This window comes from Plantactinospora sp. CNZ321, from assembly GCF_004217235.1.
Genome location: NZ_SHKQ01000001.1, coordinates 7,116,046 through 7,129,865, shown reverse-complemented (window position 1 = coordinate 7,129,865; position 13,820 = coordinate 7,116,046). Strand labels below are relative to the sequence as shown.

Annotated in this window: 11 protein-coding genes and 1 pseudogene; 8 read left to right on the top strand and 4 right to left on the bottom strand. The window is 72.5% G+C overall.

The window, feature by feature from the left end; all coding sequences use genetic code 11:
- Positions 1-72: 72 nt before the first annotated feature.
- Positions 73-528, top strand: a complete 456-nt coding sequence (locus EV371_RS30975) for an Rv0361 family membrane protein (RefSeq protein WP_130465169.1) — start codon at positions 73-75, stop codon at positions 526-528.
- Positions 529-581: 53 nt separating this feature from the next.
- Here the strand turns inward: EV371_RS30975 and EV371_RS30970 are convergent, their stop codons facing one another.
- Genes EV371_RS30970 through EV371_RS30960 form a run of 3 tightly spaced genes read right to left on the bottom strand, consistent with a single transcriptional unit; the run spans position 582 to position 2,641 of the window.
- A complete protein-coding gene (locus EV371_RS30970; protein ID WP_130465168.1) occupies positions 582-1,163 on the bottom strand; it encodes a CGNR zinc finger domain-containing protein in 582 nt (193 codons plus the stop codon).
- A gap of 18 nt (positions 1,164-1,181) precedes the next feature.
- A complete protein-coding gene (locus tag EV371_RS30965; protein ID WP_130465167.1) occupies positions 1,182-2,363 on the bottom strand; it encodes a glutathionylspermidine synthase family protein in 1,182 nt (393 codons plus the stop codon).
- 2 nt (positions 2,364-2,365) lie between these two features.
- Positions 2,366-2,641 (bottom strand): hypothetical protein, encoded by a 276-nt coding sequence (locus EV371_RS30960; protein ID WP_349337892.1) that lies wholly within the window; start codon positions 2,639-2,641, stop codon positions 2,366-2,368.
- 80 nt (positions 2,642-2,721) lie between these two features.
- Between EV371_RS30960 and EV371_RS30955 the strand changes: the two genes are divergently transcribed.
- Complete coding sequence (locus EV371_RS30955) at positions 2,722-3,642, top strand: proline dehydrogenase family protein (protein WP_130465166.1); 921 nt, start codon at positions 2,722-2,724, stop codon at positions 3,640-3,642.
- Positions 3,643-3,734: 92 nt separating this feature from the next.
- Complete coding sequence (locus EV371_RS30950) at positions 3,735-4,493, top strand: DUF1963 domain-containing protein (protein WP_130465165.1); 759 nt, start codon at positions 3,735-3,737, stop codon at positions 4,491-4,493.
- A 166-nt stretch (positions 4,494-4,659) separates the two neighbouring features.
- On the opposite strand, the gene EV371_RS30945 is transcribed toward EV371_RS30950, so the two are convergent.
- The gene (locus tag EV371_RS30945) at positions 4,660-6,987 is read right to left on the bottom strand and encodes a YML083C domain-containing protein (protein ID WP_130465164.1); all 2,328 of its coding nucleotides are present in this window, start codon (positions 6,985-6,987) and stop codon (positions 4,660-4,662) included.
- 426 nt (positions 6,988-7,413) lie between these two features.
- On the opposite strand from EV371_RS30945, the gene EV371_RS30940 reads away from it, so the two are divergent.
- From EV371_RS30940 to EV371_RS30920, 5 genes and pseudogenes are all read left to right on the top strand, one after another.
- Positions 7,414-8,118, top strand: coding sequence for a permease prefix domain 1-containing protein (locus EV371_RS30940; RefSeq protein ID WP_130465163.1), 705 nt, complete (start codon positions 7,414-7,416; stop codon positions 8,116-8,118).
- 43 nt (positions 8,119-8,161) lie between these two features.
- Positions 8,162-9,862, top strand: coding sequence for a hypothetical protein (locus EV371_RS30935; protein ID WP_130465162.1), 1,701 nt, complete (start codon positions 8,162-8,164; stop codon positions 9,860-9,862).
- A gap of 55 nt (positions 9,863-9,917) precedes the next feature.
- Positions 9,918-11,390 (top strand): efflux RND transporter periplasmic adaptor subunit, encoded by a 1,473-nt coding sequence (locus EV371_RS30930; RefSeq protein WP_486484991.1) that lies wholly within the window; start codon positions 9,918-9,920, stop codon positions 11,388-11,390.
- A gap of 98 nt (positions 11,391-11,488) precedes the next feature.
- Positions 11,489-12,161, top strand: a pseudogene (locus EV371_RS30925) (ABC transporter ATP-binding protein); the annotation flags it as partial.
- Positions 12,162-12,459: 298 nt separating this feature from the next.
- Positions 12,460-13,644 (top strand): ABC transporter permease, encoded by a 1,185-nt coding sequence (locus EV371_RS30920; protein WP_130465160.1) that lies wholly within the window; start codon positions 12,460-12,462, stop codon positions 13,642-13,644.
- Positions 13,645-13,820 lie beyond the last annotated feature (176 nt).

Sequence of the window (13,820 nt, the reverse complement as noted above, 5' to 3'; positions counted from 1 at the left end):
TGGACCGTCCGGGTCAGGCGCAGAGCCTGTGCCCGGGATGCCCCTGGCGGGCCCTGCCTAGCCTCGGTAGTCATGATCGAGTCGCAGTTTCCCCCGCCCCCACCCGCTGCCAAGCGCCGCAGCGCCAAACGGATCATTCTGCTCGTCGTGGCGATCGTCCTGGCGATCTGCTGCGCGGGCGGTACCGCCATCGGATTTTTGATCTACCGCAGCGTCCAGTCGGCGATGGGGCCGGTCCAGGACGCCGGTGCCCGGTACGTCGCCGACCTGAACGCCGGCAACTGGTCCGCCGCGTACGGGCAGACCTGCGCCGCCACCCGGCGCCTGATGACCGAGCAGGAGTTCATCGAGGCCCAGGAAGCCGCCCCGAAGGCGACCGGATACGAACTGGTCGGCACGAACGTCGGTCACCACAACGGGCGCACGAGGGCGGCGATCAACCTACGGGTCAGCTATCCGGGCGGCGAGGTCAGGGCCGTGCGGGTCCCGTTGGAGCAGGAGGGTGGGCAGTGGCGCCCCTGCCCCTGAGTGGCGAGCCGTGCCAGGCCGGTTAGCCGGGCACGGCACGCTACCGGCCCCGGTCAGCCGACCGGGGCCGGCGTCTTCTCCTCGACCTCGGCCGCGACCGGTGCCTTCGCCTCCACCGCCGCCCGCTTGCGGGCGCGGTGCGCCGCCACGTGAGACCGGGTGGCGCAGCGTTCCGAGCAGAACCGGCGGCAGCAGTTCGACGAGGTGTCCAGATAGACGTTGCCGCAGCGGTCGTCGGCGCAGACCCCGAACCGGGAGCTGCCGTACTCGCAGAGCCAGACCGAGAGGCCCCAGACCGCGCCGGCCAGGAACTCGGCACTCACCGAGGCGCCCCGGCTGGTCACGTGCATGTGCCAGTCCTTGGCGTCGTGCCCGGAGATGCGTGGCTGGACGGGGTAGTTCTCCAGAAGTGAGTTCAGTTCGGTCACGGCGTCGGCGTCCTGTCCCGAGGAACCGAATTCGAAGACGTCTCGCAGGCGTTTTTGTGCCCGGCGGAAGGCGGGGACGTCCCGTTCGGTCACCTCGTCGCGCATCCAGCCGTGCTCATCGGTGAAAACGGCCCGCAGGTCGTCGAGGTCGTCGAGTCGCGCGTTGACTAGATCGACCCCGGTCCGGGCGTACGCGTCGAAGTTCACCCGACAACCGTAGACGACTTACGGCTCCCGTGGCGCGTCCACGTAGTGGGGAAGGAACCGCGCGTAGCCGTCCGTGATCAGGCTCCGGCTCTCCCGTAGCCCGGCACCGGCCGCCTCGCCGGCCACCACCCAACTCCCCAGCACCAGACGATTATCCGAAAACGACGGTAGTGCGCGGAATTGTTGGTAGCACCATCCTTCGTCACCGTAGATCCCCGGATTGGCGATCTCTCCGGAACCGGTGACGATCCGCACCGAACCGCCCTCCCGACCCAACAGTGGCTTGACCACGTACTCGGTCATTCCCCGGGGCGAGTCGAGGTACGCCGGCAGCAGGTAGGGGTGGTCGGGATAGAGCTCCCAGAGCACGGCCAGCAACGCCTTGTTGGAGAGCAGCAGCTTCCAGGCCGGCTCGATCCAGGTGGTCGGGGTACCCGGATCAAGGGCCGACCGGCCGTACGGCTCGGCGAGCATCCACTCCCACGGATAGAGCTTGAAGCAGGTGAGGATCGGCGTGCTCGCCCCGTCCGGGCCGGGCGGGGCGGTGAACCGGCGGCCGTCCCAGCCGATCTGGAGCATCGGCAACAGCTCGGCCTCCAGCCCCGCCTGCCGGGCGGTCTCGGCGAGGTAGCCGGCGGTCATCTGGTCCTCGCCGGTCTCCTCCTCGTCCGACCAGGCGACGTGCACCAGCGGGTCGTGCAGGCCGGCGCCGATCCGCTGCCAGGCCGCGACCAGCCGCTCGTGCACGCTGTTCCACTGGTCCAGCTCGGGGCGGGTCTCCTCCAGCCAGTACCACTGGATCACCGCCGCCTCGACCAGCGCGGTCGGGGTGTCCGCGTTGTACTCCAGCAGCTTCGGCGGCCACGAACCGTCGTACCAGAGGTCGAACCGGCCGTACAGGGTAGGCGGCTGCTCGCGCAGCGACCGGGTGACCGCGTCGGCGGCCCAGGCCGGGATGCCGAACTCGGCGAACCGGTTCTGCGCGACGACATGCTCGGCGGCGGCCACCGACATCCGGTGCAGCTCCTCGGTCGCCTCCTCCAGCCGGAGCACCTCGTCGAGGTCGAAGGCGTAGCAGGCACTCTCGTCCCAGTACGACATGAAGCCGCCGCCCGGCAGCTCGGTGTCGGCGTACACCAGCCCCTGCGCGCGGATCGTCGCCGACCAGTCCGGCCGGGGACGGCAGCTCTCCCGGCGCACCGTCAGCCGCCGCAGGAGGCGAGGTGGGTGCCGAACCCGCCCCGCTCGGGGAGTACGTCCGCGCCGCCGGTGCTCGACCCGGCGGTGGGGCCGTCCGGCACGGTGGCCGGGGCGTACGCCGCCAGGGCGAGCGAGCGGGGCCGCGGCGTACTCCGGCGCGAGTCGCAGTCGTCGTCATCACCGACCTGGTTGCATCCGGAGAGGGTGACGGCGAGGGCGGTGAGCGCGCCCAGTTGCACGCTCGCGGACCGGAGACGGCGTCGCGACAATTTTTCCACGAGATCGTTGTAACCGATCCGCGCCACTGCTGAGCTCCGGTCCCCGGGTACGCGCGGGCGGCTGGCGTTACGCTCGGCTCATGCTCCGATCGGTCATCCTCGCCGCCTCCCGGTCATCCCGGATCGAGCGGCTCGTCGAGACGGCCCCGTTCACCCGGGACGTCGTACGCCGGTTCGTCGCCGGCACCACCACCAACGACGCGCTGCGCGCCACCCGCCAGCTCGTCGCCGACGGCCTCGCGGTCTCCATCGACCACCTGGGCGAGGACACCGTCACCGGAGACCAGGCCACGGCCGTTCGGGACGAGTACCTGGCCCTGCTCGGCGGCCTCGCCGAGGCCGGGCTCACCCCGCCGGCCGAGGTCAGCGTCAAGCTTTCGGCACTGGGGCAGAAGTTCGACGAGCGGCTGGCCCGGGAGCACGCGCAGGCGATCTGCGCCGCCGCCGAGGCGGCCGGCACCACGGTCACCCTGGACATGGAGGACCACACCACCACCGACGCGACCCTGGACACCCTGGCCGAGCTGCGGAAGGACTTTCCGGGTACGGGGGCGGTGCTCCAGGCGTACCTGCGGCGCACCGAGGCGGACTGCCGGGACCTGGCCACCCCGGGATCTCGGGTGCGGCTGTGCAAGGGGGCGTACTCCGAACCCGAGTCGGTGGCGTACCAGTCGGCGCGGGAGGTGGACAGATCGTATGTCCGCTGCCTGAACATCCTGCTCTCCGGCCCGGGGTACCCGATGATCGCCACCCACGACCCACGGTTGATCGCGATCGCCGAGGACCGGTCCCGGTGGTTCGACCGTACGCCGGACCGGTTCGAGTTCCAGCTCCTCTATGGGGTGCGCCCGGACGAGCAGACCCGGCTCGTCGAGGCCGGCCACACCGTGCGCGTCTACCTGCCGTACGGCACCGACTGGTACGGCTACCTGATGCGCCGGCTCGCCGAGCGCCCTGCCAACCTGGCCTTCTTCGCCCGCGCCGTGGCGACGCGGAAGTAGCGCCGCGACGATCTGACAGTAGCGCCGTGGTGATCCGGGGGTAGCGGTGCCCGGCTGGGATCGGTCCACTCGGCCTGGCATCCTCGAACGCCATGGACCTTTCCCGCGCGGTGGCGGCGTTGCGTGCCGCACTCGCCGACTCACCCCGGGCGCAGGGCGATCCCGACCTGGTCGAGCAGATCCTCGCGCTGGTCCGCCCCTCGATCGGGCTTGCCGTTCCGGCCCGGCGCCGCGACGGCGCGGTCGCCGGCTGGTACGGCGGGCTGCCCGGACTGCCGGACGGGGTGCCGTGGCCGCGGCACCGGGGCCGGCCGATGACGCTGCTGGCCCGGCTCGACTGTGCCACCCTGGCACCGCTGCTCGGTCCCGAGTGGACGCTGCCCCGGGACGGGACGCTGCTCTTCTTCGCCGACGAATGGTTCCACGCCGACTTCGGGGCGGGCCCGGGTGACGATGGTTGCGCGGTGCTGCACGTGCCCGTCGACGCGCCGGACCGGGCCGCTCCGGCGGAGGCGGTGCTGATCCCGGCGCTGCCGCTGGTCGCCGCTCCGGTGCTGGCCGCCCCCGACTACTCCGAGCCGGAGCTCGCGGCGGCCTTCTCGACCGACCCGATCCGGGTGATGGGCCTGGTCACCGAGATCCGCGACCGGCTGCCGACCGTGCGGCACAGGTTGCTGGGGTGGCCCGACAGTCCGGTGACGGAACTGGCCGGTCACCGGCTGCTGTTGGCACTGGAGGCCGAACGGGGGACCGCCTGGGGCGAACTGGTCGGTGTCTCGTTCTGGATCGACGGTCCGGACCTGGCGGCGGGACGGTTGTCCCGGGTACGCCGGGTCCTCGACGTGGCCTGAGTCCATTGCCCCCGGCCGGGGGACGCACAGCGCATCCGGCCCGCCGAGGGTCCGATCTGCTGATCGTTGCCCCCGACGGACCGGATGCGTCCGCTCCGTCACCGGCCCGTGGTCTCCGTTGCCGGCCACCCGTCACCGGTCACCTGTGCGCCTCGGGTCACGAGGCTCAGGCGAAGCAGTTCTCGACGGACTCGTCACCGGCGCAGTTGTCCGGCCGGTTCTTGCTGATGACGGTGTCGTCGTCCACCCTCACCCTGGCGTGCTCGGCGAAGAGCCCGCCGCCCTTCTTGGTGGCGTCGTTCTCGACGATCTTGCTCTTCTTCAGTTCGAGCGAACCGCCCTCGACCGCGATGCCGCCGCCGACCGAACGCGCGCCGACGGCGCTGTTCTTGCTGACCTCGGTGTCCCGCACGATCACCTCGGACTTCACGGCGAAGATGCCGCCGCCGTCACCCCGGGTGGTGTTCTTGGTGATCTTGCTTCCGTCCACCGTGAGCAGACCCTTGACGGTGGCGATGCCGCCGCCGTCCTTGGTGCCGAGGTTCTTGCTGACGTGCAGCCCCCGGACCGTGAGGGTGGCGTCCTTGTTGAACAGGCCGCCGCCGACCTTCGCGGTGTTGCCGTTGACCTCGCCGTCCCAGACCTTGGTCCGGGCCGAGACGCTGGCGATACCGCCGCCCTCCGCCGCGTTGTTGTGCTCGAAGGCGCTCTTCGTGATGTCGGCCGCCCCCTGGTAGTTGGCGAGCCCACCGCCGGCCTTGTCGGCGCTGTTGCTGAAGAACTCGGACTTCTCCACGGTGAGGACACCACCGTTGAGGATCCCGCCACCGTTGCCGGCGGAGTTGTTCTCCTCGAACTTGCTCTCCGTGACCGCCAAGTGGCCGTCGTTGAAGATCGCGCCGCCGCCGCCGTCCTTGGCGAGAGCGGTGCTGTCGGAGATCGTGACCCGCTTCACCGTGGCGGTGGCGCCGTGGTCGACCGAGATCGCGCCGCCCTCGTCCGCCCGCCCGTTCTTCAGGAAGACGTCACTCAACTCCAGCTCTCCACCGTCCCGGACGGTGAAGAAGCGGAAGTCCTTGGCGTACGTGTCCCGGGTGATGGTCGCGCCCTCACCCTTGATCTTGATCGGCGTCTTGATCACCGGCAGACCGGAGTTGTCGTGCTTCCGGTCGTGCTTCTTGCCGTTCGGGCTGCCCATCGTCCCCGGCGTACCCGTGGCGCCGTTGGCGGCGTCTGACGGCGCCTTGCCGGTGTCCTTCTGGCCCTTGCCGTCGTGCTTCTCGCCGCTCTTGCCGCTCGCGGTGAGCGTGTAGGTGCACTTCGGCGCGAGCCTGAGGCTGCCGCCGCCCTCGGCGTTGGCGTGTACCAGCGCGGCGATGAGCCTGTCTGGGTCGCACGGTACGGACGTCACCTTCTCGCCCTCGCGCTCGCCTTCGCCCTCGCCTTCGTTCGAGCCGCAGCCCTCGCGGCCCGCCTGGGACCCGCCGTTCCAGCCCGAACCCTCCGAACCCGAGCCCTGCCAGCCCGAGCCGCTCTCACCGCTGCCCTGCGATCCACCGTGCCAGCGCGAGCTGTCGGATCCGGGGGTCTCCCCGGACGAGCCGTTCTCGCCGCCGCCCTGCGGTCCGCCCTGCCAGCCGGAGCCGCCCTGCGATCCGCTCTGCGGTCCGCCCTGCCAGCCGGAGCCGTTGGCGTCCTTGGCCTCCTCGTGCTTCTCCTTGGGGTCCTTGGACTCGCCGGCCGGTCCGGCCTTCGGGTCCTTGGTTGCCGTGGGGCCGGCCTTGGGGTCCTTGGACTCGCCGGCCGGTCCGGCCTTCGGGTCCTTGGTTGCCGTGGGGCCGGCCTTGGGGTCCTTGGACTCGCCGGCCGGTCCGGCCTTCGGGTCCTTGGTTGCCGTGGGGCCGGCCTTGGGGTCCTTGGACTCGCCGGCCGGTCCGGCCTTCGGGTCCTTGGTCGCCGTGGGGCCGGCCTTGGGGTCCTTGGACTCGCCGGCCGGTCCGGCCTTCGGGTCCTTGGTCGCCGTCGGGCCCGCCTTCGGGTCCTTCGACTCCTCGGGCTTCGCCTTCCGGTCCTTCGAGTCGCTCGGCGCGGACTCCGGGGCCTCGGCGTTCTTGTCGCCCTGGCCCTGCCAGCCGCCGCCCGGCTTGCAGTAGTCCTGCCAGTTCCCGCCCTGGGAGTCCTCGCCGCCGTTGTTCCCGCCGTTGTTCGACTCGCCGGCCGGTCCGGCCTTCCGGTCCGCGGGACCTTCGTGCTTGCCCGGGTCCTTGCCGTTGTCGCCGTTGTCGTTGCTGGCGGCGATGACGGACAACTGCCCCAGGTCCACCTCTGCCAGGCCGTTGTCGCTGGCCAGCGTGGCCACCCCGGCCAGACCGGCAGCGCCGGCCACCAGGCTGCCGGCGACGATGCCCCCGGCTAAGAACCACCGGGACCGCCGCCTTTTTGGCCGCGTCGTGGGCTGACCGGGATCCACGTGGCTCCCTTGGAATTCGGACATCAAGCTCCCTGCCTTTCGAATACAAGACACGGCCGCACCATCGGGGGCGCGGAGGGCTACAAATAGGCTGTAGCCACTTAACGTCACCGTACGGTGCTCTTCGGCGCATGGCGGGCCTATATGAAGAAAACCCACGAACAAGTGGAATCAGGCCCAGTCAGCGCCGGAAAAGCGCTAACCGGATAGATGCGGGCCACACAGTGCCAATTACATTCGGGCAGCCGAAAACAGACAGACATTTGGCGGACGTACCGCCCTTACCGTTCGAGTCAACCGCTGAGGGCATAATTCGTACACCGAGCGCATGACACCCAAGTGGTGACGTTGAGGTGGTCACAGCTCGAAAGGGGGCCCAGCAGGGGTCAGGGTTCCCACCGCGGGGATCCTCCGGATGGCGTTCACCGGGTGCGGTGGGAGACTGGGCCGGTGACCACCCCGATCGACGACTACGTCTCGGCGGTCGCTGGCCGGTTGCGCGGTTCGACCCGGTTGCGGGCCGACATGCTGGCCGAGATCCGGGACGCCCTGGTCGACGCCGCCGACGTGCACCGGCACCACGGGCTGAGCGCCCCGGAGGCACAGCGGACGGCCGTCCGGGAATTCGGTTCGGTCGACCGGATCGCGAGGGGTCTGCAGGACCTGCTGGCGGTGGCGCAGGGCCGGCGAACGGCGCTGTTGCTCGTCGGCGTACTCGGTGCCCAGTACGGCATGTCGGAACTGCTCGGCCGGATCGGCGGCTGGCAGCAGTTCTGGGGCGGGGTCGAGCCGGGGACCTGGTACCTGTGGCTGGCCCGGACGATGGACACCTTCGCCGGGCTCGCCCTCGGCACCGCCGTCGTGATGGCGCTGCTGCTGCGCTGGGGACCGCGGCACGTGGAGATCCGTCCGGCGGCGATCCGGCTGATCGCCGTACTCGTCTCGGTGGTGGTCGGGGTGAGCCTGGTCTGCGGCGTGCTGCTCGCCGTCCTGCCGCCGGGGGACGGGGGCGCGCAGGCACTGGTCGGCGGGGCGGGCTGGACGATCTCGTCGGGCCTGCTGCTCGGCTCGGCCCGGCGCAGTTGGCGGGCCGCCGCCGAACCGCCGGAGTCGCGGCCGGCGGGTCGCCTGGTCGGGTCATGGGCAGGTCGCTGAGGCCGGGTTCGCACGGCTGGACGATTGGTCGTACTCTCCGGCGGTGACCGACGGGGAGTACCGCCACCGCCCACCTGCCGACCACGATCCGCAGACCGGCAATCGTCCGGCCGACCACCCGCCCTCCGGGTACCCGCCGTCGGCCGGCCACCAGTCCGATGGTTACCAGCCGGCCGGTTACCAGTCCGATGGTTACCAGCCGGCCGGCCACCAGTCGGGTGGTTACCAGCCGGCCGGCTACCAGTCTGCTGGTTACCAGTCCGGTGGTTACCACCAGGCCGGTGGCTATCAGTCGGGCGGATTCCGACCAGGGCCGGCCGGTTACCCGGCGCGGCCCGGCTATCCGCAGCCCGGTGGGCATCCGATGCCGGGCGGATACCCGGGGTCCGGTGGGTACCCGATGCCGGGCGGCCACCCGGGGACCGCTGGCTATCCGCCGCCGGCCGGACTCGTCTCGCCGCCGCGCCGCCGCCGGTGGCCACTCTGGGTGGCGTTCGGGACCGTCGTGGCCCTGCTGCTCTGTGCCGCCCCGATCGCGATCGGGGCGGCACTGCTCGACGGGATGTCCGGCCCGACCGGCCCGGCCGCCGGCGCTGGCGCGGCGGCCAGCCCGAAGGCTGGCGACCCGTCCTCGGTGACCGTCGACTGGCTCACCGAGCAGATCCGCAGCCGGCTCGACGGGCAGGCGAAGGCGCTGCTCAGCGGCGACGAGAGCGGCTACGTCGGGCTCGCCGAGCCGAACACGGCGATCGCCCGGCAGCTCCGGCGCGACTTCCGGACCCTGCGGGCAATGCGGGTCAGCAAGTGGGAGCCGAAACTGCTGGGCCGGGTGGTCAAACTCGAGACGGCCGGCGAGTGGCGAGCCAACCTGATCGTCGGGCACTGCTTCGTGAGGCCCGGCTGCGAACCGAACGAGATCACCATGGTCACCCGGTGGAAGGACACCGCCGGCCAGCCGCGACTGGCCGCGATCGACACCGACGAGGTTGGCGGGCCGGGGCGGCCACGGCCGTGGGAGAGCGACGAACTTGTCGCCACGATTGGCGAACGCACCCTGGTCGCGGCGCCCCGGGCGTTCCGGGACCGGCTGCCCGACCTGCTGCGCGAGGGGGAGCGGGCGGCCAAGGTCGCCGACCGGTACGCCGCGGACGGCTCGCCGCCGGAACGCTATCTGATCTTCTACGCCGGCCCGAACGAGTGGGACCGCTGGTACGGCGGCGACCGCCCGGAGTGGACCGCCGGATACGCCGTACCGGTCGGCGACGGCCAGTACGACCTGGTGCTCAACTCCAAGGCCGTGGTGCCGGGCCAGTACGCCGACCTGATGCGGCACGAGCTGACCCACGCCTCCTCGCTGGCCGGCGCCGACCAGATCGACGACGACGCCTGGTGGCTGGTGGAGGGGATCGCCGAACAGGCGGCGGCCGGTGGCCGGGCGGCGAGCCGGTACGACAGCCTCGACGACGTCGACCGGCTGGTCAACTCCGGCTGGAACGGCGAGCTGGCGGACGTGGCGCCCGGCGCCGAGTCCGAGGACTGGCACGTCGCCGGCAGCTACGGGGTCGGCTACCTCGCCGTCCGGCATCTCGTCGACCGGTTCGGCGAGAAGGAGCTGCTTTCCTTCTTCAAACTCGTGGTGCACGACGGCCGGTCGGAGGCGGAGGCCTCCCGGGAGGCGTTCGGCCAGGACTGGTCGAAGCTGCACGACGAGTGCGTGGCGTACGTGAAGAAGACCGCTTCCTGACCCAGGCGCCAGCTGAGCGGGCGGGCCGGTGAGCGGGCGCGCCGGCCCGCGCGTCCTGCCGGCCGCGGCGGGTGGCACCTCGTACGATGGCGGCGTGCGTCGCGCCTCTCCGCCGCGCCTGTCCGCAGCACCGCGGCCCCGTCGCTCCGTGTTCTCCGCCATCCTCCTCACCGCCACCGTCCTGTTCGGCCTCTCCGCGGCCTCCTGCGAGTCCGACGACGACCAGCTCGGGCTGGCCAGTGTCGAGCGGGCCGACGTCGCCGAACTGGTCGACGCGCCGGCCAGCGTGACGGCGCGAGCGGCGGCCACCCTGAGCGCCCCCGCCGACGGCACCCTGGCCGAGCTGCGGGTCAGGCCGGGCGCCGTGGTCAAGCCGGGCCGGGTCCTGGCGGTCGTCGACTCGCCCACGGCCCGGGATCGGCTGGTCAAGGCCCGCCGGGCCCTCCGGGCGGCCCGCAGCGCGGGGCGGGGTGTCGGCGGCGGCGCCGACCTGGCCCGGTTGCGCCGGAATACCGACCGTGCGGCGGCGCAGGCGTTCCAGGCTGCCCGGGACGCCGCCGACAAGCTCACCGACCCGGACGCCCGGGCCGCGCTGCTCGCCCAGGTCCGGATCGCGCAGCGGCAGTACGAGGCGGCGGCCGAGAGCGCTGGTGCGGCGGTACGCGCCGTCCAGCGCGGCGTCGCCGGGCTGAACTCGGCGGTACGGGCCCTCGCCGCCGCCCAGCGCCTCCAGGCCGAGCAGGCGTACGACCTGGCCAAGGCAACCGTCGACGCGCTCGTACTGCGGGCGCCGATCGGCGGGGTGGTGCAGCTCGGCGGGCCCGCGTCACCGGCGGCCCCGGGTTCGGCCGAGGCGCTGGCCGGGCTCCTCGGCGCGGCCGGCGGGCTCGGCACGACCGGCGGGCTCGGCACGACCGGTGGGCTCGGCGCACCGGCCGGGGCGTTCGGCGCGGGTAACCCGACGGTGGCCGGCGTCGACGGCGCGGTGCCGGTCGGCGGCCAGGTGAGCGCCGGTACCCCGATCCTGACCGTGGTGGACCTGACCGACCTCGGGCTGGTCGCCGAGGTGGACGAGACCGACGTGCTCCTGGTCGACCCGGGGGTGCCGGCGAGCGTCGAACTGGACGCCGCCACCGGAGCGGAGTATCCGGCCCGGGTCCGTTCGGTCGACGTCCTGCCGACCGCGTCGGCCCGGGGCGGTGTCACATACCGGGTACGGCTCTCGCTCGGTTCCGGGCGCTTCGCCGACGGGCGGGCCGCGCCGGCGCCGCGCCCCGGGATGAGCGCCGTGGTTCGGCTGCGGGTCCGGGAGGCGGTCGGCGCGGTGACCGTACCGGCGGCGGCGGTGCATTCGGCGCAGGGGCGGGACGCGGTCTGGGTGGTCCGGGACGGGATCGCCGAGCAGGTGCCGGTGACGGTCGGGGTGCAGGGCCAGGACCTGGTGCAGATCGTCAGCGGGGTGGAGCCGGGCCAGCAGGTGGTGGTCAGCGGCGCCGACCAGGTGCGCCCCGGAGAGCGGGTACGTTGACCGCCGCGCCGGTGGGCCGTTCCCGCGACGCGGCGGCCGGTGGACCTGCCCGGCGGTGCGGCGACGCGGCGGCCGGTGCCCCGGCCCGGCGGTGCGGGGTGGCGGTGGAGGCGGTCGACCTGGTCCGGACGTACGAGCTGGGCGGGGTCTCGGTGGCCGCGCTGCGCGGCGTCTCGCTGACCATCGCCGCCGGCGACTACGTGGCGGTCGTCGGGCCGTCCGGTTCGGGTAAGTCGACCCTGATGCACCTGCTCGGCGGCCTGGACCGGCCCACCGCCGGCAGGCTGGTGATCGGCGGTCGGGACGTCGCCACGCTGGACGCCGGGGAGCTTGCCACGCTGCGCAACGAGACCATCGGCTTCGTCTTCCAGTCGTTCCACCTGCTGCCCCGGACCTCCGCGCTCGACAACGTCGCGCTGCCGCTGGTCTACCGGGGAATCGGTGGCCGGCGGCGGCGGGAGTTGGCGGCGGCGATGCTGGGCCGGGTCGGCCTCGGGCACCGGCTGGACCACCGGCCCAACCAGCTCTCCGGTGGAGAGCAGCAGCGGGTGGCGATCGCCCGGGCCCTGGTCACCGACCCGGTACTGCTGCTCGCCGACGAGCCGACCGGCAACCTGGACAGCGCGACCGGCGAGTCCGTGCTGACCCTGCTGGAGGAGCTGAACGCCTCCGACGGGGTGGCGCTGGTGCTGGTCACCCACGACCGGGAGGTCGCCGACCGGGCACACCGGCAGGTCACCATGCGGGACGGCGTGATCCTGCCGGCCGACGGGGGCCGCGCGCGGGGACTACCACCCAGGCCGGCGACGGACACCGCGACGGCCGTTCCGGCGACGCGGCGGGGGCCTGAGATAGTAGATCCCGCTCCCAGCGCGGAGCCCCGACGAGCGTCCGGAAGCGACTCGGGGCACCCGTCCGGTGGCTTCGGTGGCGCCACCGAAGCCACCGGACGCCGCGGGTCGAGCGGTGCCGCCTCCGGCGTAGCCGACGAGGCAGCCGGGCAGGCCGAGCGCACACCTGCCGGGCGGGCCGAGGGTAGGACCGGGACGGACGGCTCGGGGAGCGGCTCGTGAGGATTGCCGAGGCGTGGCGGGTCGCGCTGGACGCCCTGGCGGCGAACCGGCTGCGCAGCATGCTCACCATGCTCGGCGTGGTGATCGGGGTGGCCGCCGTGGTGGTGCTGGTCGCGATCGGCACCGGCGCCAAGCGGGAGGTGGAGCAGCAGGTCGAGGGGCTCGGCTCCAACCTGCTCGTGGTGGTGCCCGGCCGGCTCGACTTCGGCGCGGCACCGGCGGTCTCCCGGCTCTCCCTGGCCGACGTCGAGGCGGTCAACCGGGTGGTCGGCGATCCGCGCCGGGTGGCGGTCACGGTCACCTCCGGCGAGACGGTACGCGCCGGCAACCGGTCGGCGTTCACCACGGTGCAGGGCGTACTGGAGACCACGCCCGAGGTCTTCGTCCGAAAGCTGGACCGGGGCAGCTATCTCACGTCATCCGATGTCGACACGAGTCGCCGGGTGGCGGTGCTCGGCGCCACGGTCGCCAGCACCCTCTTCGGCGAACGTGAGCCGGTCGGGCAGCAGGTCGCGATCGCCGGCGTACGGTTCCGGGTGGTCGGGGTCTTCGCCCCGCTCGGCCAGAGCCTCGGGGTGGACCGGGACGACGAGGTGCACATCCCGGTCACCGCCGCGCACCGGCTCTACGGCACCCAGCGGATCGACGGGATCGCGATCAAGGCGCCGGACCGGGCGGAGATCGACGACCTCGGCGCCCGGGTCGTCGCCGAGCTGACCCGGCGGCACCCCGACACCGAGTTCAGCGCGGTGACCCAGGAACAGATCCTCGGCGTACTCGGGGACATCCTCGGGGTGCTGACCGGGGTACTCGCCGCGATCGCCGGCATCTCGTTGCTGGTCGGCGGCGTGGGAGTCTCCAACATCATGCTGGTCTCGGTACGCGAACGGACCCGGGAGATCGGCCTGCGCAAGGCCGTCGGCGCCCGCCCACGGGACATCGGGATCCAGTTCCTGCTGGAGGCGGTGCTGCTGACGGCGCTCGGCGGGGTGCTCGGGATGGGGCTCGGGGTGGGCGCCGCGCTGCTGGTGGCCGCCCTCTCCCCGGTACCGGCGGCCGTCACCTGGTGGTCGCTGGCGCTCTCGTTCGGGGTCTCGGCGGCGGTCGGGATCATTTTCGGCGTGGTGCCGGCGCAGCGGGCCGGGCGGCTGGACCCGGTGGTCGCGCTCCGCGCGGAATGACCCGGATGGGCGGGAACGCCGGTTCCCATCCGTCGACCGTGGCGCCAGGGATGATCAATTGTCCGAAGGGATCGCGCCGGTCACAGCCGCCCCGCTACCGTACTGGTAACACGCGCGTAGCTGCGGCGCGGAAGCATCCCGCCGGGCGGCACGCGCCGGGGATTGGGATGGGTTGG